General features: G+C 60.1%; 21 protein-coding genes and 1 riboswitch. Of the genes, 14 read left to right on the forward strand and 7 right to left on the reverse strand.

Annotation, left to right across the window (positions count from 1 at the left end; genetic code table 11):
- Positions 1-17: 17 nt before the first annotated feature.
- A complete protein-coding gene (locus tag ACQRAX_RS17735) occupies positions 18-1,451 on the reverse strand; it encodes a TolC family outer membrane protein (RefSeq protein ID WP_412040565.1) in 1,434 nt (477 codons plus the stop codon).
- Positions 1,452-1,593: 142 nt separating this feature from the next.
- Positions 1,594-1,698: riboswitch (TPP riboswitch) on the forward strand.
- 158 nt (positions 1,699-1,856) lie between these two features.
- On the opposite strand from ACQRAX_RS17735, the gene thiC reads away from it, so the two are divergent.
- Both thiC and cytX read left to right on the forward strand, forming a co-directional pair.
- Entirely contained in the window at positions 1,857-3,746 is a 1,890-nt protein-coding gene (gene thiC / locus ACQRAX_RS17740) for a phosphomethylpyrimidine synthase ThiC (protein ID WP_412040566.1), read from the forward strand.
- A 100-nt stretch (positions 3,747-3,846) separates the two neighbouring features.
- Positions 3,847-5,139 (forward strand): putative hydroxymethylpyrimidine transporter CytX, encoded by a 1,293-nt coding sequence (gene cytX / locus ACQRAX_RS17745; RefSeq protein WP_412040567.1) that lies wholly within the window; start codon positions 3,847-3,849, stop codon positions 5,137-5,139.
- Here the strand turns inward: cytX and ACQRAX_RS17750 are convergent.
- A complete protein-coding gene (locus ACQRAX_RS17750; RefSeq protein ID WP_412040568.1) occupies positions 5,108-5,854 on the reverse strand; it encodes an RsiV family protein in 747 nt (248 codons plus the stop codon). The genes cytX and ACQRAX_RS17750 overlap by 32 nt on opposite strands.
- A 184-nt stretch (positions 5,855-6,038) precedes the next feature.
- Here ACQRAX_RS17750 and ACQRAX_RS17755 point away from each other — a divergent pair, with 184 nt between their 5' ends.
- From ACQRAX_RS17755 to ACQRAX_RS17795, 9 genes are all read left to right on the forward strand, one after another.
- Positions 6,039-6,656, forward strand: coding sequence for an NUDIX domain-containing protein (locus ACQRAX_RS17755; RefSeq protein ID WP_412040569.1), 618 nt, complete (start codon positions 6,039-6,041; stop codon positions 6,654-6,656).
- A complete protein-coding gene (locus ACQRAX_RS17760) occupies positions 6,647-7,099 on the forward strand; it encodes a DUF1249 domain-containing protein (RefSeq protein WP_412040570.1) in 453 nt (150 codons plus the stop codon). Before ACQRAX_RS17755 ends, ACQRAX_RS17760 begins: the two co-directional genes overlap by 10 nt.
- 84 nt (positions 7,100-7,183) lie before the next feature.
- A complete protein-coding gene (cpdA, locus tag ACQRAX_RS17765) occupies positions 7,184-7,999 on the forward strand; it encodes a 3',5'-cyclic-AMP phosphodiesterase (RefSeq protein WP_412040571.1) in 816 nt (271 codons plus the stop codon).
- 105 nt (positions 8,000-8,104) lie between these two features.
- Entirely contained in the window at positions 8,105-8,713 is a 609-nt protein-coding gene (locus tag ACQRAX_RS17770) for a YqiA/YcfP family alpha/beta fold hydrolase (RefSeq protein ID WP_412040572.1), read from the forward strand.
- A 36-nt stretch (positions 8,714-8,749) separates the two neighbouring features.
- Complete coding sequence (gene parE / locus ACQRAX_RS17775) at positions 8,750-10,654, forward strand: DNA topoisomerase IV subunit B (protein WP_412040573.1); 1,905 nt, start codon at positions 8,750-8,752, stop codon at positions 10,652-10,654.
- Positions 10,651-11,637: an esterase-like activity of phytase family protein gene (locus tag ACQRAX_RS17780; protein WP_412040574.1), complete on the forward strand. Its 987-nt coding sequence runs from the start codon at positions 10,651-10,653 to the stop codon at positions 11,635-11,637. Before parE ends, ACQRAX_RS17780 begins: the two co-directional genes overlap by 4 nt.
- On the forward strand, positions 11,634-12,152 hold the full coding sequence (locus ACQRAX_RS17785) for a retropepsin-like aspartic protease family protein (RefSeq protein WP_412040575.1): 519 nt from the start codon (positions 11,634-11,636) through the stop codon (positions 12,150-12,152). The genes ACQRAX_RS17780 and ACQRAX_RS17785 overlap by 4 nt, the downstream gene beginning before the upstream one ends.
- Positions 12,153-12,162: 10 nt before the next feature.
- On the forward strand, positions 12,163-14,421 hold the full coding sequence (parC, locus tag ACQRAX_RS17790; RefSeq protein WP_412040576.1) for a DNA topoisomerase IV subunit A: 2,259 nt from the start codon (positions 12,163-12,165) through the stop codon (positions 14,419-14,421).
- A gap of 176 nt (positions 14,422-14,597) precedes the next feature.
- Positions 14,598-15,305 carry a PqiC family protein gene (locus ACQRAX_RS17795; RefSeq protein ID WP_412040577.1) on the forward strand — a complete coding sequence of 236 codons (708 nt, stop codon included), beginning with the start codon at positions 14,598-14,600 and terminating at the stop codon, positions 15,303-15,305.
- Positions 15,306-15,487: 182 nt separating this feature from the next.
- Here the strand turns inward: ACQRAX_RS17795 and ACQRAX_RS17800 are convergent, their stop codons facing one another.
- Positions 15,488-16,978 carry a histidine kinase gene (locus tag ACQRAX_RS17800; RefSeq protein ID WP_412040578.1) on the reverse strand — a complete coding sequence of 497 codons (1,491 nt, stop codon included), beginning with the start codon at positions 16,976-16,978 and terminating at the stop codon, positions 15,488-15,490.
- A gap of 134 nt (positions 16,979-17,112) precedes the next feature.
- On the opposite strand from ACQRAX_RS17800, the gene serB reads away from it, so the two are divergent.
- On the forward strand, positions 17,113-18,327 hold the full coding sequence (serB, locus tag ACQRAX_RS17805) for a phosphoserine phosphatase SerB (protein WP_412040579.1): 1,215 nt from the start codon (positions 17,113-17,115) through the stop codon (positions 18,325-18,327).
- A 60-nt stretch (positions 18,328-18,387) separates the two neighbouring features.
- Here serB and asd read toward each other — a convergent pair whose 3' ends face one another.
- From asd to ACQRAX_RS17820, 3 genes are read right to left on the reverse strand one after another with little or no spacing between them, the layout of a single operon-like run.
- Positions 18,388-19,251 carry an archaetidylserine decarboxylase gene (gene asd, locus ACQRAX_RS17810; protein WP_412040580.1) on the reverse strand — a complete coding sequence of 288 codons (864 nt, stop codon included), beginning with the start codon at positions 19,249-19,251 and terminating at the stop codon, positions 18,388-18,390.
- Positions 19,252-19,268: 17 nt separating this feature from the next.
- Positions 19,269-20,078, reverse strand: coding sequence for a rhodanese-like domain-containing protein (locus tag ACQRAX_RS17815; RefSeq protein ID WP_412040581.1), 810 nt, complete (start codon positions 20,076-20,078; stop codon positions 19,269-19,271).
- Positions 20,079-20,124: 46 nt separating this feature from the next.
- On the reverse strand, positions 20,125-21,660 hold the full coding sequence (locus ACQRAX_RS17820; protein ID WP_412040582.1) for an HDOD domain-containing protein: 1,536 nt from the start codon (positions 21,658-21,660) through the stop codon (positions 20,125-20,127).
- Positions 21,661-21,789: 129 nt separating this feature from the next.
- On the opposite strand from ACQRAX_RS17820, the gene motA reads away from it, so the two are divergent.
- Together motA and motB are read left to right on the forward strand one after the other, a co-directional pair.
- Positions 21,790-22,641, forward strand: coding sequence for a flagellar motor stator protein MotA (gene motA / locus ACQRAX_RS17825; protein WP_038615227.1), 852 nt, complete (start codon positions 21,790-21,792; stop codon positions 22,639-22,641).
- 3 nt (positions 22,642-22,644) lie between these two features.
- The gene (gene motB / locus ACQRAX_RS17830) at positions 22,645-23,664 is read left to right on the forward strand and encodes a flagellar motor protein MotB (RefSeq protein ID WP_412040583.1); all 1,020 of its coding nucleotides are present in this window, start codon (positions 22,645-22,647) and stop codon (positions 23,662-23,664) included.
- 63 nt (positions 23,665-23,727) lie between these two features.
- Here the strand turns inward: motB and ACQRAX_RS17835 are convergent, their stop codons facing one another.
- Positions 23,728-24,210: a toll/interleukin-1 receptor domain-containing protein gene (locus tag ACQRAX_RS17835; RefSeq protein ID WP_412040584.1), complete on the reverse strand. Its 483-nt coding sequence runs from the start codon at positions 24,208-24,210 to the stop codon at positions 23,728-23,730.
- Between the last annotated feature and the right edge of the window lie 33 nt (positions 24,211-24,243).

The raw sequence follows: 24,243 nt of genomic DNA on the forward strand, positions 1-24,243 counted from the left end.
CTTGCTGGCGATGGCTGTTAAGGCCGGGCGTCGAAGTTAGCCTGTGCCGCCGCTGCCAGGTCCGGCGGCAGGAAGTCCTTGTCCGGGTTGTAGTCTGGTTTCAGGTAGCGGCTCAAGTCGGTCAGGTCCTGTGGGCTCAGGGTGCCCGCTGCCTGCTTCAGACGCAGGTTGTCGAGGATGTAGTCGTAGCGCGTATTGTTGTAATCACGCACCGAGGTGTACAGCTGGCGTTGGGCATCCAGCACGTCGACGATATTGCGGGTACCGACCTGATAGCCGATCTCGGTGGCTTCCAGGGCGCTCTGGTTGGAAATGATCGACTGCTTGCGCGCCTGCACTTGTTCGACGTCGGTGTTGACTGCACGGTGCAGGTTGCGGGTGTTTTCCACCACCTGACGACGCAGGCTTTCACGCTGCTGTTCGCTCTGGCTCAAACGCTGGTACGCCTCGCGCACTTGCGAGCTGGTCAGGCCGCCGCTGTAGATCGGAATGTTCAGTTGCAGGCCAATAGTGGTCTGCTCGACGTCACCGCTGTAGTTCTGGCCAGTGAGGTTGGGGTTGCTGAAACCAAGGTTGTCGTTATCGCCTTTCTGGTACTGCGCTACCGCATCAAGGGTTGGCGCGTGCCCGGCCTTGCGCTGGCGCAGGGTTTCTTCGGCGGCGCTGACGGCGTAGTTGGTTGCCTGCAGGTTGAGGTTCTGTTTGCCAGCGGTTTCTACCCAGGACTTGGCGTCGTTGGGGACTGGCACCTGCACCGGCAGGGTGTGACGGATGCCCTGAATCGCGTTGTAGTCGCGGTTGGTCAGGGTGACCAAGGCTTCGAAGGCGTCGTCGACCTGGCGCTGCGCCACAATCCGATTGGCCCGGGCGGTGTCGTAGCTGGCTTGGGATTGCAGGACGTCAGTCTTGTCCGAAAGCCCCACATCGAAACGCTCATTGGACTGGTCCAACTGGCGTTTGAACGCAGCTTCTTCCGCTTTGGTCGACGCCAGATTGTCCTGGGCGCGCAGGACGGCGAAATAGTTCTCGGCACTTTGCAGGATCAAATTCTGCTCGGTTGCCGACAGCTCCAGTGCGGCTTGTTCGTTGACGGCTTCGGCGGCTTGCAACTGGAACCAGCGATCGGCACGAAAGACCGGTTGGGCCAGGGTCGCAGACCAGGAGTTACCGCTGCGGTTGGAGGTAATCGATGGATCGTCGATCTTGGTCCGGGAATTCAGCATCTCGGCACCGGCCGAGAGATTTGGCAGCAGGCCGGCACGGGCCTGAGGAACCACTTCCTTTTGCGCGCCATAGTTGGCGCGGGCGGCCGCGAGGTCGGCGTTGTTGTCCACAGCTTCCTGGTAAACGCTGACCAGATCGGTTTTCGCTGACAAGGGCGCGTCTGCTGCCCAGGCCATTCCGTTGATAGCACAAGACACGGCAAAGGCCAGTGAAAGTTTGCGCAGCATAGGGCGGTCCTTGAACAATTGAGTGTTTCTGAGCCGGAGAGTGTAGATGCGCGGGCACTTTGCAACAATCTGCCATTTGCGCCATTTATCGTGCCCGTGTTTGTACTATTGGCATTGCAGTTGCGTCCAGTCTAGACTGGGCGCGTTCTTGTCGGGGTGCCTTGCGTTGAGGCTGAGATCGGATAATCCGGATCCCGTTGAACCTGATCAGGTTAGCGCCTGCGTAGGGAACAAGATTTCTCGCTTTCCCGGCGAATCTCTTGTGTCAGGTCCGGAAATGTCGAGCCAGCTTCTACAGCTGCAGGCATCACCGCGCATTTGGCACAGCACCACTCATGGTGCGTCCGTGCCTTTCAGGTTCTACCCCGACATTCCACTGCTAGGAAGCCGTCTGGAGAGCCTGTGATGAGTAAACAAGAAAAATACCTTACCAATCTGAGTGAGTCGGCCCAGGTCGACCAACAGTCCGTACAGCCGTTCACCCGCTCGCGCAAAATCTATGTCGAAGGCTCGCGCCCGGACATCCGCGTGCCTATGCGTGAAATCAGCCTCGACGACACGCCGACTGACTTCGGTGGTGAAGCCAACGCACCAGTGCTGGTCTACGACACTTCCGGCCCCTACACCGATCCGGCCGTCGTCATCGATGTGCGTAAAGGCCTTGGCGATGTACGTTCCGCCTGGATTGACGCCCGTGGTGATACCGAGCGTCTGGCCGGACTATCGTCGGACTTCGGCCAGCAGCGTCTGGCCGATGTCGAACTGACCAAACTGCGCTTTGCCCACGTGCGCAACCCGCGCCGCGCCAAGGCCGGTGCCAACGTCAGCCAGATGCACTACGCGCGCCAAGGCATCATCACTGCCGAGATGGAATACGTTGCCATCCGCGAGAACATGAAGCTGCAGGAAGCCCGCGCCGCCGGCCTGCTCGACCAACAGCACCCAGGCCACAGCTTTGGCGCCAGTATTCCCAAAGAAATCACTGCCGAGTTTGTTCGTGAGGAAATCGCCCGCGGTCGCGCGATCATTCCCGCCAACATCAACCACGTCGAACTTGAGCCGATGATCATCGGCCGCAACTTCCTGGTGAAGATCAACGGCAACATCGGCAACAGTGCTCTGGGTTCTTCCATCGAAGAAGAAGTGGCCAAGCTGACCTGGGGTATCCGTTGGGGCTCGGACACCGTCATGGACCTGTCCACTGGCAAACACATCCATGAAACCCGTGAGTGGATCATCCGTAATTCGCCGGTGCCGATCGGCACCGTGCCAATCTACCAGGCACTGGAGAAGGTCAATGGCGTCGCTGAAGACCTGACCTGGGAGCTGTTTCGCGACACCCTGATTGAGCAGGCCGAGCAGGGTGTGGACTACTTCACCATTCATGCCGGTGTGCTGTTGCGTTATGTGCCGCTAACCGCCAAACGGGTTACCGGTATCGTCAGCCGTGGCGGTTCGATCATGGCCAAGTGGTGCCTGGCGCATCACAAAGAGAACTTCCTCTACACCCATTTCGATGAAATTTGCGAAATCATGAAGGCCTACGACGTCAGCTTCTCGCTCGGCGATGGCCTGCGTCCGGGCTCGATTGCCGATGCCAACGACGCCGCGCAATTCGGCGAACTGGAGACCCTTGGCGAGCTGACCAAGATTGCCTGGAAGCACGACGTGCAGTGCATGATCGAAGGTCCGGGGCACGTGCCGATGCAGTTGATCAAGGAGAACATGGACAAGCAGCTTGAGTGCTGTGACGAAGCACCGTTCTATACCCTTGGCCCGCTGACCACCGACATTGCCCCGGGTTACGACCACATCACCTCCGGTATCGGTGCGGCGATGATTGGCTGGTTCGGTTGCGCCATGCTCTGCTACGTGACGCCCAAGGAGCACCTGGGCCTGCCGAACAAGGATGACGTCAAGACCGGGATCATCACCTACAAGATTGCTGCCCACGCCGCCGACCTTGCCAAGGGGCATCCGGGTGCGCAGATCCGCGACAATGCCTTGTCCAAGGCACGTTTCGAATTCCGTTGGGAAGATCAGTTCAATCTGGGCCTGGATCCGGATACCGCACGGGCGTTCCACGACGAAACCCTGCCCAAGGATTCGGCCAAGGTCGCGCATTTCTGCTCGATGTGCGGGCCGAAGTTCTGTTCGATGAAAATCACCCAGGAAGTGCGTGAATACGCCGCCAACCAGCGCATTGATACGGTGGATGTGGCGGTCGAAGACGGCATGCGTGCGCAGGCTGAGCGGTTCCGCCAGGAAGGCAGCCAGTTGTACAAGAAAGTCTGACTGGGCTGATTCAGCGGTGTGCTCTGCACACCGTATCGCTGGCATGGCCAGCGATAGGTCCTGAAACAACAATAATTTTCTTCCTGTCGAGACCACCTTTGTGAGCACACCCAGCCAATTTTCTCCGGATCACCCGGTCAGCAACCAGCAGCGCGTCCTCAGCGGCCGCGACCTCTGTTCCCTGTGGTTCTCCCTTGGCATCGGCCTGATGGTCTTGCAGACCGGCGCATTGCTCGGCCCGGGCCTGGGATTGGCCAACGCCGTGCTGGCGATCATTCTCGGTACCAGCGTGGGTGTTCTGCTGCTGGCAGCCGTCGCGGTGATCGGCAGCGATACCGGCCTCTCCTCCATGGCAGCCCTGCGGCGCAGCCTGGGTCGCGACGGGGCTCGGCTTCCGGCACTGCTCAACCTGCTGCAACTGATCGGCTGGGGCTCGTTCGAAATCATCGTCATGCGTGATGCCGCCAGCCTGCTCGGCGCCCGCGCCTTTGGCGAGGATAGTGCGCTGACCAGTCCCTTGCTCTGGACCGTGTGTTTCGGGGCTCTGGCCACCTTGCTGGCCGTCAGCGGGCCATTGACCTTCGTGCGCAAGATCCTGCGCAAATGGGGTATCTGGCTGTTGCTGGGTGCCTGCCTGTGGCTGACCTGGAACCTGTTTGCCAAGGCTGATCTCGCCGCCCTTTGGGCGCGTGCTGGTGATGGCTCAATGTCGCTGGCAGTAGGTATCGACATTGCTATCGCTATGCCGTTGTCGTGGTTGCCGTTGATTGCCGACTATTCACGTTTCAGCCGCCAAGGCAGCCGGGTGTTTTTCGGCACAGCGCTGGGCTACTTCGTCGGCAATATCTGGATGATGAGCTTGGGCGTGGCCTACACCTTGGCTTTTGCCCCGGCGGGCGAGGTCAATACCCTGCTGTTAGCCCTGGCTGGCGCCGGTATTGGGATTCCGCTGTTGTTGATTCTGCTCGATGAGTCGGAAAAGGCCTTTGCCGACATTCATTCTGCGGCGGTTTCCACCGGCTTGCTGGTACGCCTGAAGGTCGAGCACCTGGCGTTGGCCATCGGCGTGCTGTGCACCTTGATCGCCTGCTTCGCGCCACTGGCGCAGTACCAGAACTTTCTGTTGCTGATCGGTTCGGTGTTCGCCCCGCTGTTCGGCGTGGTGCTGGTCGATCACTTCGTGGTGCGTCGCCGTCGCAGCGACGCCAGTGCCATCCAAAGCCTGCATTGGCGCGCTTTGCTGGCATGGGCCTGTGGCGTTGCCACTTATCATCTGCTGGCGCACTACGCTGCCGATGTTGGCTCGACCCTGCCCGCTTTGCTGCTGGCAGGGTGCGTTTACTGGCTAGCGGCGCCGTCGGTCAGCCGCGGCCGGGAAACAACTCCGGCTTGATCACACCGTTCAGGCGCGGGTAGGGGATTTTCAATTCGATGTGGCCCATGGAATAGGGGGCGATGGCATACACTTCGTACTTGAGCACTACCGCGCCATAGGTCAGGGCGATGTGTGGCGTCTGTTGGAACGGCCAGTTCTTGACGAACTCGGCGTCTTTGTCCATGCCGGTGCTGATCAGCCAGCCCTTGTGGGCTTCCTCGGCGGTCTTCCAGAAGGTCGCCTCCTGACCGGGTACCAGCATGTCCTGCAGGGTCAGGACCTTGTCTTGCTGACGCGAATAGTTGATGAAACCACGACCCGGCATGCCATGGGCGCCGCCAGTGTCCAGATAACTGGACAACTCGATGATCACCAGTCCGTCATGCTGCTCGCGTACCTTGGCTTGCAGGTAGCTGCTGTTGCGGGTTTCGGCCGTAGCCATGAACTGGTCTTCGTAAGCCTTGAGTGAACTCGGCAGGGCAGTATTTTGGTTGTCCTGGGTCATCTGCAGCAGGCGTTTTTCGACGATAGCGTCCAGTTTTGGATTGGCCGGGAAGTGAATGGTGTCGATATTGACCAGTGGGCAATCGGCCGTGTTGCAACCGGGCTTGATGTGCTCCCAGCGGTCGCGTTTGACCTCCAGCGGGGTGCGCATGTTGGGCTGGAACAGGCTTTGGCAGGCGCCCAGAACCAGGGCCAGCACGGCCACGGCAGTCAGTTTCACAAGCGTCATGATGATCCTTGTCAGGCAAAGGTAATCGGGCTTGGACCGTCGGCAAGGCCTTCAGTTCGCCACTAAGCTGAATATCAGCAGGCTGTCTATCCTCGCAGCCCAGCGGGCAACTTTAAAGGGGTGAAACGTGGCGATGCGCAAGTTAGGATGGCGCGATGCAGTACACGAGGTAATGAGGATTCCCATGTCAGACACGCTGAAACCTGTGCCCACCGACGTTGCAATCGTCGAGCGGGTGAACTGCTTCAAGGGCTTTTACCAGCTCGATCGGGTTCGCCTGCGCCACGAGCTGTTCGCTGGTGGCATGGGGCGCGAGATCAGCCGCGAGCTGTTTGTGCGCCACGATGCGGTATGTGTGTTGCCTTACGATGCGGTACGAGACGAAGTGGTGCTGATCGAGCAGTTTCGCGTTGGAGCGATGGGCAAGGTCGCCAACCCGTGGTTGATAGAGCTGGTCGCTGGTCTGATCGATAAAGATGAAGCACCGGAAGAAGTTGCACACCGCGAAGCGCAGGAGGAAGCTGGACTTGTGTTCAAAGCGCTATGGCCGATGACGCGATATTTTCCGTCACCCGGTGGTAGCGATGAGTTTGTCCACTTGTATCTGGGCCAGTGCAGCAGTGTTGGGGCGGGTGGCCTGCACGGGCTGGAGGAAGAGGGTGAAGATATCCGCGTCAAGGTCTGGGCATTCGACGATGCCTTGCAGGCCGTGCGCGATGGGCTGATCGCCAATGCGGCATCCATTATTGCCTTGCAATGGCTGGCTTTGAATCGGGATGAAGTCAGGGGGCTATGGTCGTGAATCTGTTGCGCGAACGCTACCGGGTCGATCTGGTCGGCTTGCAGGCAGCCTGCGAGGCTAACTATGCGCGCTTGATGCGCTTGTTGCCGGACATGCGCAGTGCCATGAGTTCGCGCCGCATCGGCATGACCCAGGGTGACCAGATGCTTGGTGTGCTGGCCCTTGATGTGGTGCTTGCCTGTCCGTATACAACCACCCTTCGCGTGCGTCAGGAGCACAGCCTGCCGTGGCTGCCGGTGCCGCAGCTGGAAGTGCAGGTGTACCACGATGCGCGCATGGCCGAAGTGGTCAGCGCCGAACACGCCCGGCGCTTTCGCAGCATTTACCCTTACCCCAACGCGGCGATGCACCAGCCCGACGAGAAAGCCCAGCTCAACCTGTTCCTGGGTGAATGGCTGAGCCACTGCCTGGCCTGTGGCCATGAGTTGGCTGTCGTTCGCTGAAATGTGACAGCGGTCGTTTCCGAGTATTTGCTCACGTGCCGCTTGCCGCCATAATCGTGCTGAATCCGTTCAAGGAGTCGGCCCTTGCCGCAACAATCGATCCCCACTAACGACGCACCGGTGTATGTGGTGCAACTGACCGACAGCCATTTGTTTGCTGACGCGCAAGGAACGCTGCTGGGCATGAATACCCGCGACAGCCTGCAGCGGGTGATCGACAGGGTGCGTGAGGAACAACCACGGATTGATGTGCTGCTGGCCACTGGCGACTTGTCACAGGATGGCTCGGAAGAGTCCTATACGTGTTTTCGTGAACTAACGGCAACCCTGCAAGCCCCGGCGCGCTGGCTCGCGGGTAACCACGACGAGCCGTTGCCGATGGAAAAGGCGGCACAGGGTACAGAGTTGTTAAACCCGGTGCTCGATATTGGCAACTGGCGGATTTTGCTGCTCAACTCGGCGGTGCCGGGATCAGTCCCAGGGGGCCTTGATGAGGGCCAGTTGCAGTTGCTTGAGCAGTCCTTGAAAGACGCGCCTGAGCGTCATCACCTGATCTGTTTTCACCATCAGCCAGTGTCCATCAATTGCGCCTGGATGGCGCCGATCGGTTTGCGTAATGCCGAGGCGCTGTTTGCTGTGCTGGACGGTTTTCCACAGGTCAGGGCCTTACTTTGGGGCCATATCCACCAGGAATGGGACCAGCAGCGCCATGCCGTGCGACTGTTAGCCTCACCGTCCACCTGTATCCAGTTTGAGCCGGGTAGTGAGGACTTCAAGGTCGGCGAACAGGCCCCGGGCTACCGCTGGCTACGCCTGCACACTGATGGTTCGATCGACACCGGGGTGTCGCGAGTGCGTGACTTCGCGTTTACGGTCGACTATGCAGGCGATGGCTATTAAATGTTGCTGAATGGGTGAAAGCGCTCCATCTGCCGTCGAACAGGCTAAAATGCGCGCTTTCCTGTCTGGCAGCGCCGGACGATTCAGGTGCATTTTGGGGGCGGCATGTCGGGTTCGATTCTCTATATTCACGGGTTCAACAGCGCACCTTCTTCGACGAAGGCCTGCCAGCTGGTCGCAGTGATGCAGCAGATCGGCCTGGGCGAATGCCTGCAGGTGCCAGCGCTGCACCATCACCCGCGCCAGGCCATTGCTCAGCTTGAGGCTGCCATTGCCGAGCTCGAATCGCCATTACTGGTCGGCAGCTCGCTCGGCGGCTACTATGCCACCCACCTGGCCGAGCGCCACGGGCTCAAGGCGCTGCTGATCAACCCGGCCGTCAACCCGCACCAGATGTTCGATGGTTACCTGGGGCCTCAGCAGAACCATTACACCGGTGAAACCTGGGAGCTGACCGAGGGTCACGTGCAGGCCCTGGCCGAACTTGAAGTGGCCCCGCCTACGGACGCCGGACGCTATCAAGTCTGGCTGCAAACCGCCGATGAGACCCTGGACTACCGCCGGGCCGAGCAGTTCTATCGGGCCTGTGCGCTGCGTATCCAGGCCGGTGGCGATCACAGTTTCCAAGGCTTTGCCGAGCGACTGCCGGCCCTGTTGAGCTTTGCCGGGATTGCCCCACAGCAGTATCAATCGCTCGATTTTTCTGTATTTTGATGACTTATTTTCACCCACGACTGACGACGAGACCCCATGGCCATTCCCAGCGCTAGTGCCTATAACGCAGACGCCATCGAAGTCCTCTCGGGCCTTGACCCGGTGCGCAAACGCCCGGGCATGTACACCGACACCAGCCGGCCGAACCACCTGGCACAAGAGGTTATCGACAACAGCGTTGACGAAGCCTTGGCCGGGCACGCCAAGTCGGTCCAGGTAATTCTTCACGCCGACCATTCGCTGGAAGTGTCCGATGACGGTCGCGGCATGCCGGTGGATATCCATCCTGAAGAGGGTGTCTCCGGGGTCGAGCTGATCCTCACCAAGCTGCACGCAGGCGGCAAGTTCTCCAACAAGAACTACCAGTTCTCTGGTGGTTTGCACGGCGTTGGTATTTCCGTGGTCAACGCCTTGTCTACCCAGGTTCGGGTCAAGGTCAAGCGTGATGGCAACGAGTACCAGATGACCTTCGCTGACGGTTACAAGGCCAGCGAGCTGGAAGTTGTCGGTACGGTCGGCAAGCGCAATACCGGCACCAGCGTGTATTTTGCCCCGGACCCGAAGTATTTCGATTCACCAAAGTTTTCCATCAGCCGCCTCAAGCACGTGCTCAAGGCCAAGGCGGTATTGTGCCCGGGGCTGCTGGTCAGCTTCGAAGACAAGGCCAGCGGCGAAAAGGTCGAGTGGCACTACGAAGACGGCCTGCGCTCCTATCTGGTCGACTCGGTCAGCGAGTTCCAGCGCCTGCCCGACGAGCCGTTCTGCGGCAGCCTGGCGGGTAACAAGGAAGCCGCCGACTGGGCCCTGTTGTGGCTACCTGAAGGCGGTGACAGCATTCAGGAAAGCTACGTCAACCTGATTCCTACGGCTCAGGGTGGTACGCACGTCAATGGCCTGCGCCAGGGCCTGCTCGATGCGATGCGTGAGTTCTGCGAGTTCCGCAACCTGTTGCCGCGCGGGGTCAAGCTGGCGCCCGAGGACATCTGGGAGCGTATTTCCTTCGTGCTCTCGATGAAAATGCAAGAGCCGCAGTTCTCTGGGCAGACCAAGGAGCGCTTGTCGTCGCGTGAAGCGGCGGCATTTGTTTCCGGCGTGGTCAAGGATGCATTCAGCCTGTGGCTCAATGCGAACCCTGAACTGGGCATGCAACTGGCGGAGCTGGCAATCAGCAACGCCGGGCGCCGCCTCAAGGCCAGCAAGAAGGTCGAACGCAAGCGCGTAACCCAGGGGCCGGCTTTGCCGGGCAAACTGGCGGACTGCGCCGGGCAAGACCCGATGCGTGCCGAGCTGTTTCTGGTCGAGGGTGACTCCGCTGGCGGCTCGGCCAAGCAGGCACGCGACAAAGAGTTTCAGGCAATCCTGCCGCTGCGCGGCAAGATCCTCAACACCTGGGAGGTCGATGGCGGTGAAGTCCTGGCCAGCCAGGAGGTGCACAATATCGCCGTGGCCATTGGCGTTGATCCTGGCGCCGCCGACATGAGTCAGCTGCGCTATGGCAAGATCTGCATCCTCGCCGACGCCGACTCCGACGGCCTGCACATTGCCACCCTGCTCTGTGCGCTGTTCGTCCAGCATTTCCGCCCGCTGGTCGAGGCTGGGCATGTCTATGTGGCGATGCCGCCGCTGTACCGTATCGATCTGGGCAAGGAAATCTACTATGCCCTCGACGAAGCCGAGCGCGATGGCATTCTTGATCGCCTGGTTGCCGAGAAAAAGCGCGGCAAGCCGCAGGTCACCCGATTCAAAGGGCTGGGTGAAATGAATCCGCCTCAGTTGCGTGAAACCACCATGGACCCGAATACCCGGCGCCTGGTCCAGTTAACCCTGGATGATCTGGAAGGCACCCGCGAGATCATGGACATGCTCCTGGCCAAGAAGCGCGCCGGTGACCGCAAGAACTGGCTGGAGTCGAAGGGCAATCTGGCAGAGGTACTGGTTTGATTCGTACACTCCTGGCAGCCGTCCTTGGTGTATTTGCCCTGTCAGCACAGGCTGCGCCGTGGCCGGAGCTGAAGTTTGTCGCCGAATATCCGGTCGAAGGCATGCGCGGTGGCAACCTGTCGGGTCTGGCCCTGTGCAAGGGTGAACTGTGGACGATATCCGACCGTGACGACGATTTGTTGTACCGACTGAATACCAAACAGTCGGTATGGCAGGCCGAGTCCGTGCCGTTGGTGGCTCCGCCGGTTCCGGAGAGTGGCTTGCCGTGGGGTATTCGTTCGCGGACCTGGGCTGTTGGCCAAGTGCGTGGTGGTGACCTGGATTTCGAAGGTATCAGCTGCGACGCCGCCGGTAATCGTTATGTGGTCAGCGAAGCCCATGCCGCCGTTTTGCAGGTGCCGGTCGAGGGTGAGCCGAACTGGTTGAAAATTGATCCGAGCATGGTCCGTCAGGCCCGTGCCAGTGGCATGCTTCTGCATTTCAATGCCTTGTTCGAAGGCCTGGCGGTGAGCCCGGCCGGCGATCGTATCTGGCTAGCGGCCGAACGTGAGCGCCGTGGCCTGCTACTGATCAATCGTCAGCAAACGGTCTGGAACTGCGGGAATGGCTGTGTATTGCTCAGCGAGGCCGGGGTTGAGATGCAGCCGCCGCAGATGCCAGGTGCGCGGGCGCTACCGCGGGATTTCGCCGATCTGGCCTTGTTCAACGACAAGCTCTTCACTCTGGAGCGCAACGCCCATCGGATCTGCCGTCGTGATCCGGTGCGCGCCAAGGTCGAGCGTTGCTGGTCGTACGCCGAAGGTGCATTGGCAGAGCCGCGCTTGTATTCACAGCCGTTCGGCCTGGCCGAGGCGCTGGTGATCGATGCCGAAGGGGCCTGGATTGGCCTGGACAATAACAGCGCGACCCGCAAAGACGGCGAATCGCGACCTATTGTCTGGCGTTTTGCTGCTCCGGCCGGCGGTTGGAGTGCCAAGCCGTGAGTCAGCCACCAGGCAAGCGTGCCGGCAGAGTGCTGCTGGTTCTGGCCTGGGCGGCAGGGTTATTCCTGGCTACACGCTTTTTTGGTGAGTGGGAGCAGCGTCAGGCCAATCCCAATGCGCAGGTGCGCTCGCAACACGGTGAAGGTTTTATCGAAGTGCAACTGGCAGGCAACGGTCAGGGCCACTTCGTCGCCGATGGCCAGATCAACGGCCAGGCAGTACATTTTCTCCTCGATACCGGCGCTACTGATGTGGCGATTCCCGAGGGGTTGGCGGCCAAGCTTGCCCTTGAGCGCGGCGCCCCGGTAACCCTGAGTACCGCCAACGGCCGTACCCAGGGTTACCGTACGCGTCTGGAAACCCTGCAACTGGGCGACATCCTGCTGCGCGAAGTGCGCGCCCTTGTAGTGCCAGGGCTGGATGGCGAACAAGTATTGCTGGGCATGAGTGCCCTGAAACAACTCGAATTTACCCAGCGTAGTGGCACCTTGCTGCTGCGCCAGAACCTGAAATGATGAGGCCCGCATGAGCGACTCCCTTGATCTCAGCCTCGATGGCGTAGAGCGCCGGTCACTGGCTGACTTCACCGAACAGGCCTACCTCAACTACTCCATGTACGTGATCATGGACCGCGCCTTGCCGCATATCGGCGATGGCCTGAAGCCGGTGCAACGTCGCATCGTCTATGCCATGAGCGAACTGGGCCTGGACGCCGACTCCAAGCACAAGAAGTCGGCGCGTACCGTGGGTGACGTGCTCGGCAAGTTCCACCCCCATGGCGACTCGGCCTGCTATGAAGCGATGGTGCTGATGGCCCAGCCATTCAGCTACCGCTACACCTTGGTTGACGGCCAGGGCAACTGGGGTGCACCGGACGATCCCAAGTCGTTCGCCGCCATGCGTTATACCGAAGCACGCCTGTCGCGTTATTCCGAGGTGCTGCTCAGCGAACTCGGCCAAGGCACTGCCGACTGGGTGCCGAACTTCGACGGTACGCTGGACGAACCTGCGGTGTTGCCGGCGCGCTTGCCGAACATCCTTCTTAACGGTACCACCGGCATCGCCGTGGGCATGGCCACTGACGTACCGCCGCACAACTTACGTGAAGTTGCCAGCGCCTGTGTACGTTTGCTTGATGAGCCAAAGGCCACCATCGAACAGCTCTGCGAGCATATCCAGGGGCCGGACTATCCCACTGAAGCCGAGATCATCACCCCGCGTTCGGAACTGCTGAAGATCTACCAAAGCGGTCGCGGCTCGGTGCGCATGCGTGCGGTTTACCGCATTGAAGATGGCGATATTGTCGTCACTGCCCTGCCGCACCAGGTTTCCGGGGCCAAAGTGCTGGAGCAGATTGCCGCACAGATGCAGGCCAAGAAGCTGCCGATGGTGGCTGACCTGCGTGACGAATCGGATCATGAGAACCCTTGCCGGATCGTGATCATCGCCCGTTCCAACCGGGTCGATCTCGACGAACTGATGCAGCACTTGTTCGCCACCACCGAGCTTGAGTCCAGCTACCGGGTCAACGTCAACATCATCGGCCTGGATGGCCGCCCGCAGTTGAAGAACCTGCGCGCGCTGTTGGTCGAGTGGCTTGAATTCCGCGTACAGACGGTGCGTCGCCGACTGAAATTCCGCCTGGATAAAGTCGAACGCCGCCTGCACCTGCTTGAAGGCTTGTTGGTGGCCTTCCTCAACCTGGATGAAGTGATCCACATCATTCGTACCGAGGAGCACCCCAAAGCCGCCTTGATTGCCCGTTTCGACCTTACCGAAACCCAGGCCGAGTACATCCTCGAGACCCGCCTGCGTCAGTTGGCGCGGCTGGAAGAGATGAAGATCCGCAACGAGCAGGATGAACTGGCCAAGGAACAAGCCAAGCTCACCGCGCTTCTGGGTAGCGAAAGCAAGTTGCGCAAACTGGTGCGGGCTGAGCTGATCAAGGATGCCGAAACCTACGGTGATGACCGTCGGTCGCCGATTGTCGAGCGTGCGGAAGCCAAGGCACTGTCAGAAAACGAGTTGATGCCGACTGAGCCGGTCACGGTGGTACTGTCGGAAAAAGGCTGGGTGCGTTGCGCCAAGGGCCATGACATCGACGCCACGGGCCTGTCGTACAAGGCCGGTGATGGCTTCAAGACTGCTGCTGCCGGGCGCTCCAATCAGTTTGCGGTATTCATCGACTCCACTGGACGCAGTTACTCGGTAGCCGCGCACACGTTGCCATCGGCCCGTGGCCAGGGCGAGCCGCTGACCGGGCGGCTAACACCGCCACCGGGTGCGGTGTTCGAGTGTGTGCTGTTGCCTGAAGACGACGCGCTGTACGTGATTGCCTCGGATGCCGGCTACGGTTTCGTGGTCAAAGGTGAAGACCTGCAGGCCAAGAACAAGGCCGGTAAAGCACTGCTCAGCCTGCCCAATGGTGCCAAGGTCATTGCCCCGCGGGCGGTGGCTGACCGTGAGCAGAACTGGCTGGCGGCGGTCACTACCGAAGGCCGCCTCCTGATCTTCAAGATCAGCGACCTGCCACAGCTTGGTAAAGGAAAGGGCAATAAAATCATCGGGATTCCGGGTGACCGGGTCGCCAGTCGCGAGGAGTTCGTCACCGATCTGGCGGTAGTGGCTGATGGCGCAACCCTTGTGTTGCAAGCCGGAAAGCGTACGCTGTCACTCAAGGCCGATGACTTGGAGCACTACAAAGGCGAGCGCGGTCGTCGCGGTAACAAACTGCCACGCGGCTTCCAGCGGGTTGATGCATTGTTGGTAGAAAATCCTGCATAAGACCGGACAAAGGCCCCGAATCGGTAATTTAGCGCCCGTTCGGGGCTTAAACACTGGAGTCGGGCCGTTATTTCGCGGATGATAGGGCCCTTGCGGTGCCAGCGTAGCTGTGCGCCCGTATGAATCTATATGAGTATCACTGCGGTTAGCCTTGTGGCAGCCGCCTGGATGGGATGATGAAATTTCTGCGCCTTCCGTTTGTTTTGCTGATGAGCGGCATACTCGGTCTGGCCGGTTGCAGCATGCACCAGCCGGTTTCCCTGTATCAGCTCGACAGCGGTGAGCCTGGCCAACCCAAGCAAAGCGCGGGCATGGCTGTGGTACTCGGCCCGGTATCGGTTGCTGACTACTTGCAGCGCGAGACCCTGCTACAACGCCAATCCGATGGCAGCCTGACCGCAGCGACTGATGGCCGCTGGGCAGGCAGCCTGTCGGCGGATATCGATCAATTGCTGGTTCGTCAGCTGGCCTGGCGTCTGGATAGCCAGCGCGTGGTCCTGGCACCAGGCAATAGCGGGTTCACCCCGGACGTACAGGTGCTGCTGTCGATCACCCGCCTGGACTCCGGGAGCAACCAGCCCGCGATCCTCGACGCCCAGTGGCGACTGCTCGATCGTCGTGGCCAGGTTCGTGACAATCGCATCGTTCACCTCGAACAGCAGCATGCGGGTAGCGCCGCGGCACAGGTACAGGCCCAGGGCCAGCTGCTACAAAAACTTGCTGAGCAGCTGAGCATTGCTCTCAAGCCTTTGGCCAACCAGCCACCGATTGCTGAGGAGTCGCCGAAGCGCGCGGCGCCGGTGCAGGTGCGTAAGGGGCCGGAAAAGCCGAAGATCCCACTGGCGACGCCGATTCGTACCGATATGGAAGTGTTTCGCTTCTAAGGCAGCACCACAAAAAAGCCCGCATCGTAGCGGGCTTTTTTGTCGGTGCAGGCCTTTGCCAGCGATGCAGACACCGCGCACCAACCGACAGCGCGTTATAGCATCGCCAGCAAGGCTGGCTCCTACAGAAACCGGCACACATAAAAAGCCCGCATTGCTGCGGGCTTTTTCGTCATCAGGGATCAGCTCTTGATCCGGCGCTCGTGCATTCGTGCCAACTGGCGCTCCAGCATGGATGGGTAGGGCTCCATCAGCCGCTCGACGCAGCAGGCGCCCTCAGGGCTGGCAATCGGACGGATCCGGGCGCGCTGGCGAATCAGTGCGTCGTCGCTGATCTTGCGCTCAACCAGCAGAAGGTTACGGCTGTGCTGTGACAAGGCCAGGGCGTCCTGAGCCTTGTCGGTCAACAACAGATCGATCTGGCTCAGGCCATGCAGGTCTTCACCCAGCACCAGGCCCAGTTGCAGCTGCAAGGTGATGCCGCTGTCGGCCACCTCGATCTGCAGGGCGTGGCCCAACGCGCGCAACAGCTCACCACAGCAAATGGCATTGGTCAGGTAGTCCTCACCACTGTCCTGGCTGTTGAACAGCATCAGCGTGCTGCCGTCGTTAAGGGTGTGTACTTCGCTTTCATACAGCGAGGCGGCTTGATCGAGGCAGTCGCGATAGCGCTCCAGCAGTTCGGTCAGGCGCGTACGCGGCAGACGCCGAAGTTGCTCCTGCGAGCCCAGCTGTACGGCCAATACCGCGCTGGCCTGAGGTTCACGACTGAGCGGCTGTGGGGCAGGGCTTGGGGCACTGTGTGCTTGGTCGTCGATCAGGTCGGCAAAGGCGTCATCGTGTTCGTCATCGGCGGTGACCGGCTTGCTGACCTTGGCCGCAGCAGGTTGTTCGTCAAAGCTCGGATCGCGCAGGTTACGCACTTCGAACTCAGTGTCGTCCTCCTCCAGCTCTTCTGGCTCCGGCTCGACTTCGCGCGGTGGCGGAGCAAAACGTGTGTGCAACTGGCGAGCCAGGTCACCGATCTCGTCCTGGCGTTCGGTGGCCGGGGTGAACTCGTTGATGTCCCGCAGCCAGACTCGCAGTTGCAGCAGCGGCGTAGAGATGTACCGCCCCAGGCGCAAGCTCATGGCCAGGGCCAAGGCCAGCAGGATGCCGGCGAGAATGCCCATGCTTTGCAGGCTAATGGTCAGTGGCTGCTGGAACTGGTTCATGTCCAGGCTGATGCGCAGTTGCCCGGCGGTCACGTCCTGGAAGGTGATCTTGGTCTGATACAGGCCTTCGGCCTCACCCAAAAGGCCGTTTTTCGGGCGCTGACCAGCTTCGGCCAGGATCCGGTTGTCGACGCTGTAGATGGCAGCATGGGCGACCAGTGGGTTTTTTACCAGGTTACCCAACAGCACATTGAGGCTGAGGATGTCGTTAGACACCAACAGCTCGGTAGCCGAGGTAGCAGTCTGCGTGGTCAGGCTCTGCCCCAGAGCATCAGCTTGTTCATGCATGGCCTGCTTGAACTGCAAACCCATCACGCAGGCGTAGATCACCAGGGCCAGTGCTACCAGCAGCACGTTGTGGCAGGCGATCCTTAGCGCTAGCGGCACACGGCGTTGGCGCAGAGCATGAAAAATCAGCAGGAAGAAGTTGTCAGTTTTAACGGGCGTGGGCCGGTTCACAGAGCGCGGCTCTTTATGTCGGAGAAGTTGTTGCGCAGTATAGCGAGCGCTCAAGGACCGGCAAAGCATCCACTGCGCCCGATGGTCCGCGAAAATCGGTAGAATGCGCTTTTTTCTACGAGTCGGAGCCCGTCTTGCGCGAAATCGTTCTGATTAACATCACTGGTGAAGACCGTCCGGGTCTTACTGCGGCCATCACCGGCGTTCTGGCCCAGGGTGGTGTGAACATCCTCGACATCGGTCAGGCGGTGATTCATGACACCCTGTCCTTTGGCATCCTGGTGGAAATCCCGGATACCGAGAAGGCGTCATCGGTGCTGAAAAATATTCTGTTTGCGGGCTACGAACTCGATCAACAGGTCCGTTTCACCCCGGTTTCCGAAGCCGACTACCAGAATTGGGTTGAAGGTCAGGGCAAGGCCCGTCATATCGTGACCCTGCTGACCCGCAAGGTTACAGCTGAACAATTGCAGCGAGTCAGCTCGATTACTGCCAAGTACGGGCTGAACATCGACCACATCGATCGCCTTTCCGGTCGCGTGGCATTGGATACGCCGGTCGATCAGGGCAAGGGTTGCATCGAGTTCTCTGTGCGTGGCGAACCGGAAGATCCGCAGGCTTTGCGCGCCGAGTTCCTCAGCGTTGCACAGGAGCTGAACGTCGATATCGCCTTCCAGCAGGACTCGCTGTTCCGTCGTAACCGTCGCCTGGCGGTGTTCGACATGGACTCGACGCTGATTGAAGCCGAAGTGATCGACGAATTGGCCAAGGCTGCCGGAGTAGGCGAGCAGGTGTCGGAAATCACCGAACGGGCCATGCGTGGCGAACTGGACTTCCGTGCCAGCTTCAAAGAACGCCTGGCCTTGCTCAAGGGCCTGGACGTCGGCGTGCTGGACGAGATCGGTGCTTCATTGCGCCTGACAGAGGGTGCCGAAACGCTGTTTGCCGAGCTCAAACGTCTGGGCTACAAGACTGCGATCTTGTCTGGCGGCTTCACCTACTTTGCCAAGCAACTGCAGGCCAAGCTGGGCATCGACTACGTCTTTGCCAACGAGCTGGAAGTGGTCGATGGTAAAGTCACCGGTGTGGCGGTCGAGCCGATTGTTGACGCCCAGCGCAAGGCTGATCTGCTCGGCGAGCTGGCGCGCAAGGAAGGACTGCAGATGGAGCAGACCATCGCCGTGGGTGATGGAGCCAATGACCTGCCGATGCTGGCCATTGCTGGCTTGGGCGTGGCCTTCCGGGCCAAACCACTGGTCAAACAGTCGGCCAAGCAGGCTATTTCGACCTTGGGTCTGGATGGTGTGCTGTACTTGCTGGGCTTTCGCGATCGCGACGGCCGGGTCTGAAAAGCGAGGCCGTACGAGCCAGAAACAAAAAAGCCCGCATCGCTGCGGGCTTTTTCATGTTTAGGCCTGGGCGGGCAGTGCCAGGCGCTGACCCATGCTCACGGCCGAACCGGCACCGAGTTCTTCGGCCCATTTGACCTGCTCTGGTCCGAACAGGACAACGGCGGTCGAACCCAGCTTGAAACGACCCAGTTCCGCACCTTTTTCCAGGTGGATCGGTGCACGGCTAGCTTCGTCGTAGCGGAAAGTCTTGAGTTCACGCTTCGGAGGCGTCACCAGGCCAGCCCAGACGGTCTCGATAGACGCCACGATCATCGCCCCGACCAGAACCACGGCCATCGGCCCACGCTCGGTATCGAACAGGCAGACCACGCGCTCGTTGCGGGCAAACAGTTCAGGTACGTTTTCGGCGGTGGTCTGGTTGACCGAGAACAGCCGACCCGGCACATAGATCATTTCGCGCAGAGTACCGGCCAGTGGCATGTGCACACGGTGGTAGTCCTTGGGCGACAGATAGATAGTGGCAAACTCACCACCCATGAACGGGGCGGCATTGGCCGGATCACCACCAAGCAGCTCCAGTGCGCTGAAGCTGTGACCTTTGGCCTGGAAGATACGACCGTGCTCGATTGGGCCAAGTTGGCTAACTGCGCCATCGGCCGGGCAGAGGATCGCGCCCGGCGTTTCGTCGAGCGGGCGTGCATCGGGTTTCAGGGCGCGGGTGAAGAAGGCGTTGAAGTGCTCGTAAGCGCTCAGGTCTTCGACCAGCGCCTGGGACATATCGACCTGATAACGCTTGGCGAACCAACTGGTGAAGGCGTTTTTGAACCAGCGAACACGGCATTCGGCAATGCAACCGGCCAGGCGTGACAGCAGGTTATGCGGCAGCAGGTACTGGCTGATGATGAACAAGCGGGATTTCATTGGGTTTCCTTGATTCTTCAAATTTCTACAGGGGTGTCGGGGTGGTTGCCCCATTCGCCCCAGGATCCGGCATAGGCTTTGACCCGAGGGTAGCCCAGATGCTTGGCCACCAGATAGGTAAAGCCGGAGCGGTGGTGAGTCTGGCAGTGGGTGACCACTTCCTTGTCTTTGCTGATGCCCAGCTGTTCGAGGATTTCGGGCATGTCTTTGCGGATGCGCAGGGCATTGTTCATGTCCATGCCTGCAGTCCACTCGAAATTGACGGCACCGGGGATGTGCCCAGCTTTGGCGGCCAGGACCTTTTCACCACGGTATTCACCTGGGCTGCGTGCATCCCAGATGGCCAGATCGGCGGCACCGAGACGGCTTTGCAGGTATTCGCGGGTGGCGGTGGGCTCTTCGTGCAGGGTCAGGCTGACCGTGCCGCTGGCTTTGGCCGGGACTTCAGTGCTGAGGGTGCTCGCCGGCCAGGCCTGGGCGCCGCCGTTGAGGTAGTGGTAGCGGGAGTGGCCGATCACATCCAGCAACCAGATGAAGCGCCCGGCCCAGCCGCCGCCTTCGTCGTCATAGACCACGTAGACCGCACTGGCATTGTGGCCGAGTTCGGCAAACAGTTTTTCCAGATCGGCTTTGGCCGGTAGCAGGCCCGGGGCAGGGGGGTGGCCCAGCTGAGTACGCTTGGGATCGACAAAGCGAGCCCCTGGTATATGCCCACTGTCATAGCGGTTGACGCTGGTCAGGTCCACCAGGATCAACTCAGGTACATCAAGCCGGGCTTGCAGGTCAGCCGGCTCGATTACCAGGGGCAAGCCAGAAAAGTCAGTCATCCAGAGTCTCCAGGGCGGAACAGAGGGGGCGATTGTAGCGCATGGGTCAGGCACTGCGGTTGCTGAAGGCGGTCAGGGCGCGTTCGATACATTGCGCAGTTTTACCAAAGGCCTGCACGCTGATGTCGGCCAGTGGTTTGCCACCCTGGTCGGCGATCAGCAGCATCACCACACGACCATTGCTCGACAGTGAGCGCAGCAGCAGGTGTTCGCTGCGAAACAAAGCGTGCAGGTGGGCCGGCAACAGCGCGGCAAACTGCTTGTGATTGTCTGGCGTCAGTCGTAGCTGCGCAGCGCTGCTCATCAGGCGCTGCAACAACTTGCTCTGCTCGATTGGCAGCACCAGAGTAGCCGCTTCTGTCGGCAATCCGGCAATCTGATGAACGCGCAGTTGGGTCAGGGTCTTGTCGCTCATCAGCAACATCAGGCGCTGCATACCACAGGCTACCAGTGCATCGCGGGCCAGGGTCGTCAGGTGGATGGCGTTGCTGAACGGGCTTGGCTCGACCAGCAACTCGGCGCAGAGTTTGCGCCAAGCTCCCAAGGCCTGGGCCGAAGGCGGCGGCGGGGCGATCTGGCCCTTGTGCGGGCGTCGTTGGTGCCAGGGCCAAAGCAGCGCTTCGGCTGGGTGAAAAAGACCAGGGTTGGCATGCTGGCGGGCGCTGCTCACCGCTTGTTGGTGCGTCAGTTGCTGTACGTCATCCAGTGAAGTTTGCAGGTACAGGCTGGTGAGCAGCTGCCAGCGCCGTACATGAGGGTTGGTCCAACCGACGTGTGCTGCCAGGGCCAGACCGTTGGCCAGCAGCACGGTGTTGGCTGGTTGATTGAACCAGCGGCGTACGTTTGGCTGTTCGTCCAGGCGCTGCTGTTGGTGCAGGCTGTTCGGATCACGGGCGATAAGTAATGCCTTGGCCAGCAAGCGGCGCTCATCCTGCAGCAATTGATAGCCATGGCTGACCCATGCTGGCAGGCGCCAGTGCTCGGCGAGGGCTTTGCACAGGCTGAGTATCCGCACGCCAAACAACTCCACTTCCACCCGCGCTGCCGCTTCGCCCTTGTGCACAACCCGTAGCTCCCAGTCCTCGAGCAGCTTCGGAAAGGTCAGGGCCAGTGGCCACAACGGCGACAGAAACAACAGGCTGCCCCAGTGGATTTCCTGCCAGAGCCGCGCCAGGCGGCTGGCGAACAAACCATTAGCCTGTTGGCTCGCATGCTGACTGACCAACTGCAGTTGGCGCAAGGTCGGGGCAATCTCGTCCTCAGCCAGCGCCGGCAGCCGCTCGAGCAATTTTGTGGTGCGCGCCAGGCCCAGACGATTGAGGGCGGTCTCCAGGCTTTCCGCCGGTTCGCCAAGGCTGCTGCTGGTGTGATGATTGGCCTCGCGCATCACGCTGAGCACCAGGGCAGGGCTGTCCTGCATCAACTCAGCGATGTCGCGCAATGAGCGGCGGCTGTCGGCGATCGCCGCTTTTACCTGCTCGTAACTGGCCAGAGGAACCGGTAGTCGAACGCTGTCGAGCAGCTTGACCCAGGCATCGAGTGTTTTAGGTGTTGGTTCTGGCACGATGGTTTCAATAGGCATGCTGGAGGGGCCGAACTGGCTTTTCGCCTTGACTGACTATAGTCTGGCGCAGATCTGCCGATAAGTAGAAGAAGAGTTTTATTAACTTCCGCTCACGACCCTGACCACGACAGTAAGTGCTTTCTATCTATGGCTAAAATTATCGGCATCATCGTCGTATTCGCGAGTGTGCTCGGCGGATATGTTCTATCCCACGGTAAAATTGCGGCACTGATTCAGCCCTTCGAGGTGCTGATCATCGGTGGCGCGGCCTTTGGTGCGTTCCTCCAGGCGAACCCTGGTTACATGACCATGCATGTAATCAAAAAGTCGCTGAAGATGTTTGGTACGCGCTTTACCCACACCTTCTATATCGAGGTGCTTGGGCTGGTCTACGAGATTCTCAACAAGAGCCGGCGCGAAGGCATGATGGCGATCGAAGCCGATATCGAAGACGCCGCTTCCAGTCCGATTTTTGCCAAGTACCCTGCGGTGTTGGGGGATGAGCGCATGACCGCGTTCATTTGCGATTACCTGCGCATCATGTCCACCGGCAATATGGCGCCGCATGAGCTTGAAGGCCTGTTCGACATGGAACTGCTGAGCATGAAAGAAGAGCTCGAGCACCCGTCCCACGCCGTGACCGGCATTGCCGACGGCATGCCAGGCTTCGGTATTGTCGCGGCAGTACTGGGCATTGTGGTGACCATGGCCTCTTTGGGCGACGGTGACCAGAAGTCCATCGGTCTGCATGTCGGTGCGGCGCTGGTCGGTACCTTCTTCGGTATTCTCGCCGCTTACGGCTTCTTCGGCCCGCTGGCCACGGCCCTACGTCAGGACGCCCGGGAAGAACTCAACGTCTATGAAGCCATCAAGGCTTCGCTGGTGGCCTCGGCTTCCGGCATGCCGCCGTCGCTGGCCGTGGAATTCGGGCGCAAGGTGCTGTTCCCGGCCCACCGTCCGAGCTTTGCCGAGCTGGAACAAGCAGTTCGCGGTCGCTGAGTCATGGAAAACAACCAGCCCATAATCATCAAACGCGTCAAGCGCTTTGGCGACGGTCACCACGGTGGCGCCTGGAAGATCGCCTTCGCTGACTTTGCCACGGCAATGATGGCGTTCTTCCTGGTGCTCTGGCTGCTGTCTACCGCGACACCGGAACAGAAGATCGCCATTGCAGGCTACTTCAAAGACCCGATCGGTTTTTCCGAAAGCGGCACGCCCTACGTTATCGACCTCGGTGGTTCGCCCCAGCTCGCTCCGGAAAAGACCATCAACCCAGAAGAGAAGTCCGAGCCAACCCCGGATAGCAGTATTCAGCTGGGGCAGGACAAAGTTGAAAGCATGGCTGAGCAGGTTGAGCGTGAGCGTCTGGAGCTGTTGTTGCAGGAGCTGCAGAACAAGGTCGAAGAAAACCCTGAACTGCAGAAATTCAAGGATCAGATCCTCTTCGAAATTACCCAGGATGGCCTGCGTATCCAGATCATGGATGCTGAGAACCGACCCATGTTTGACCTCGGCAGCGCTCGCTTGCAGCCGTATTTCGAAGATATCCTGCTGGCCATGGCCGACACCATAAAAGCAGTGCCGAACAAAATCAGTATCAGTGGTCATACCGATGCCAAGCCGTATGCCGGCAGCGGTGACTTTGGCAACTGGGAACTGTCGGCCAACCGTGCCAACGCAGCGCGCCGTGCCCTGGTCGCGGGTGGTTATCCGGATGCGCAAGTGGCACGGGTGGTAGGCTATGCCTCGTCTTCGCTGTTCGACCGGGCCAACCCGCTCAATCCGGTAAACCGGCGTATCGACATTATTGTCCTGACCAAAAAAGCCCAGCGCACCCTGGAAGGTGAGCAGCCCCAGCCTGCCGCGCCAGAGGAGGCAGCGCCTGGTGCTCAAGTGCCGGCGCCTGCACCGGCAGCGGCAGCGCCAGCGCCCGAACCGGAGCCGATGCAGCCTCGCGAGCTACGCCAGAAGCTGAACATCTTCGAGGACGGCGTGTTGAAGATGGATGAGAGCAAGGAGTAATCCTGTGCTGTGATCACAACGCCCGTGTGCAGCGATGCTCACGGGCGTTGTGCTTTCGGGGGCTCAGAAGCCGCGGCGAATCTTGGCCTTCAAGTCGGCATGGAAGAAGTCGGCGTTGACGCGGTTGGTGGCATCCGCGTTAGCACCTTCTTTATCGATCGAGCGCTTGAAGGTCTGTTCATCGTGGTAGGCAAGCACGAACAAATCAATGTGTTCGCGTAAACGCATTATCGGCCACTTCTCCAAGTACTCGGGTAATACGCTGTCTGTGCATTGGAACAGGGCGATGCGTCGATTGCTGAGCGTGGCGGCGCCCAATTGGAACGGTACCCACCACGTGTCGGCATTTTCCTGAGAGAGGACGGCAATCAAGTGCGTGCAGCCGCTGACGTTACGACACACCAGGCCGGTCAGGTCGTCGGTGGTCTGTCCGGTGCTGCCGTCGAACACGTCCAGGTGGGTATCGATGCCTTCAAGTTTCAGGCGCTCGTTGATGATGAAGGCATCCAGGCGTTCCTGGTGGCGATAGCTGATAACCACAGGCATCAGGCGGGCCCTCCTGGTACGTAGGTAGAGCAA

It is taken from the genome of Pseudomonas sp. UM16 (assembly GCF_050312595.1).
Taxonomy (GTDB): Bacteria; Pseudomonadota; Gammaproteobacteria; order Pseudomonadales; family Pseudomonadaceae; genus Aquipseudomonas.

What these genes read in the sequence shown, in the direction of transcription:
- ACQRAX_RS17735 (WP_412040565.1), bottom strand. Translation starts at nt 1,451, where the DNA reads ATGCTGCGCAAACTTTCACTGGCCTTTGCCGTGTCTTGTGCTATCAAC.
- thiC (WP_412040566.1), top strand. Translation starts at nt 1,857, where the DNA reads ATGAGTAAACAAGAAAAATACCTTACCAATCTGAGTGAGTCGGCCCAG.
- ACQRAX_RS17750 (WP_412040568.1), bottom strand. Translation starts at nt 5,854, where the DNA reads ATGACGCTTGTGAAACTGACTGCCGTGGCCGTGCTGGCCCTGGTTCTG.
- ACQRAX_RS17755 (WP_412040569.1), top strand. Translation starts at nt 6,039, where the DNA reads ATGTCAGACACGCTGAAACCTGTGCCCACCGACGTTGCAATCGTCGAG.
- ACQRAX_RS17760 (WP_412040570.1), top strand. Translation starts at nt 6,647, where the DNA reads ATGGTCGTGAATCTGTTGCGCGAACGCTACCGGGTCGATCTGGTCGGC.
- ACQRAX_RS17770 (WP_412040572.1), top strand. Translation starts at nt 8,105, where the DNA reads ATGTCGGGTTCGATTCTCTATATTCACGGGTTCAACAGCGCACCTTCT.
- parE (WP_412040573.1), top strand. Translation starts at nt 8,750, where the DNA reads ATGGCCATTCCCAGCGCTAGTGCCTATAACGCAGACGCCATCGAAGTC.
- parC (WP_412040576.1), top strand. Translation starts at nt 12,163, where the DNA reads ATGAGCGACTCCCTTGATCTCAGCCTCGATGGCGTAGAGCGCCGGTCA.
- ACQRAX_RS17795 (WP_412040577.1), top strand. Translation starts at nt 14,598, where the DNA reads ATGAAATTTCTGCGCCTTCCGTTTGTTTTGCTGATGAGCGGCATACTC.
- asd (WP_412040580.1), bottom strand. Translation starts at nt 19,251, where the DNA reads ATGAAATCCCGCTTGTTCATCATCAGCCAGTACCTGCTGCCGCATAAC.
- ACQRAX_RS17815 (WP_412040581.1), bottom strand. Translation starts at nt 20,078, where the DNA reads ATGACTGACTTTTCTGGCTTGCCCCTGGTAATCGAGCCGGCTGACCTG.
- ACQRAX_RS17820 (WP_412040582.1), bottom strand. Translation starts at nt 21,660, where the DNA reads ATGCCTATTGAAACCATCGTGCCAGAACCAACACCTAAAACACTCGAT.
- motA (WP_038615227.1), top strand. Translation starts at nt 21,790, where the DNA reads ATGGCTAAAATTATCGGCATCATCGTCGTATTCGCGAGTGTGCTCGGC.
- motB (WP_412040583.1), top strand. Translation starts at nt 22,645, where the DNA reads ATGGAAAACAACCAGCCCATAATCATCAAACGCGTCAAGCGCTTTGGC.
- ACQRAX_RS17835 (WP_412040584.1), bottom strand. Translation starts at nt 24,210, where the DNA reads ATGCCTGTGGTTATCAGCTATCGCCACCAGGAACGCCTGGATGCCTTC.